Genomic DNA, 1,483 nt, shown 5'->3' on the forward strand with positions numbered 1-1,483 from the left:
CCAGCGCCGAGGCCGGCGGCCCGGCGCGCCAGCGCGCGATCGCCGCGCACCTGCAGGCCCGCGGCTATCCGCAGGCCACGGTCGAGCCGTTGCCGGGCGGCCTGTTCCGCATCGACTACGGCCACCCCGCGCAGCCACCGGTCTCGATCGTGCTGTTGGCGCAGGACAATCTGCCGTCACTGCAGCGCGCGGTGGTCAGCCTGCTCGAACAGACCGCCTACCCCGCCTATGAATTGCTGCTGGTGGACAACGCCAGCCACGCCCCGGAGATCACCGCGTGGATGCAGGCCGTGGCCGAACTGGGCAACGGCCGCATCCGCGTGTTCGCGCTGGAACAGCGGGTGTGCCAGGCCGAGGCGCACAACCTCGCCGCCACCCAGGCGCAAGGCGAGTACCTCTTGTTCCTGGACGCCGACAGCGCCGCGGTGCAGGACGGCTGGCTGCACGCGCTGATGAACCACGCGCAGCGGCCCGAAGTCGGCATCGTCGGCGCCAAGGGCGTGTCCGCCGACGGCCGCATCACCCATGCCGGCCTGCTGCCGGGCCTGCTGGCCGGCGCCGGCCACGCCTTCGCCGGCGAGGCGATGGCGCAGCCGGGCTACATGGGCCGGCTGCAGGTGGCACACCGCTACAGCGCGGTGTCGGCGCATTGCCTGCTGGTGCGGCGGGCGCTGTTCGAACACCTGTCCGGCTTCGACGCGGCCGGCTTCGCCGCCGGCGGCGCCGACGTGGACCTGTGCCTGCGCGCCGCGGCGACGGGCGCTTGGACCGTGTGGACGCCGCAGGCGCTGCTGCTGCAGCCGGCCCAGGCCACGCGCAGCGAGGCGGCCGACGAGGCGCTGCTGCAGCGCTGGCTGCCGGCGCTGGCGCAGGATCCGGCGTATTCGCCGAGCCTGGGCCTGGACCAGCCCGGCGGTTTCCAGTTGACCGAGTCCGAATTCTCTTGGCAGCCGCTGGCCTGGAAACCGCTGCCGCGGGTGCTGGCCCATCCCGGCGACACCTTCGGCAGCGGCCAGTACCGGGTGATCCAGCCATTCCAGGCGCTGGCCGCGGCCGCGCAGATCGACGGCGTGTACTACGCGCGCCTGCTCGATCCGGTGGAGCTGCAGCGCATCGGCGCCGACGTGGTGGTGCTGCAGCGCCGGGTCGGCGACGCGGAACTGGCGCGGATGGAACGCATGCGCCGGTTCGGCCCTGCCTTCATGGTCTACGAGCTGGACGACTACCTGCCGAACCTGCCGCTGAAGAGCGCGCATCGCGAGCACATGCCCAAGGACGTGCTGCGCTCGCTGCGGCGCGCCGCCACGCTGGTGGACCGGGTCACCGTCTCCACGCCGGACCTGGCCGAGGCGCTGGCCGGCCTGCACGGCGACATCCGCGTGGTGCGCAACCGGCTGGAGCCGCAGCTGTGGGGCGCGCTGGCGCCGCCGGCGGCATCCACCTCGGCCAAGCCACGGGTCGGCTGGGCCGGCGGGCTCAGCCA

Annotated in this window: 1 protein-coding gene; it reads left to right on the top strand. The window is 73.6% G+C overall.

From position 1 onward, the window contains the following. Window positions 1–1,483: glycosyltransferase family 2 protein (locus D183_RS0111075; RefSeq protein ID WP_017909048.1), on the top strand; the 1,483-nt coding region annotated here is incomplete at both ends.

This window comes from Xanthomonas sp. SHU 199 (assembly GCF_000364665.1).
Classification (GTDB): domain Bacteria; phylum Pseudomonadota; class Gammaproteobacteria; order Xanthomonadales; family Xanthomonadaceae; genus Xanthomonas_A; species Xanthomonas_A sontii.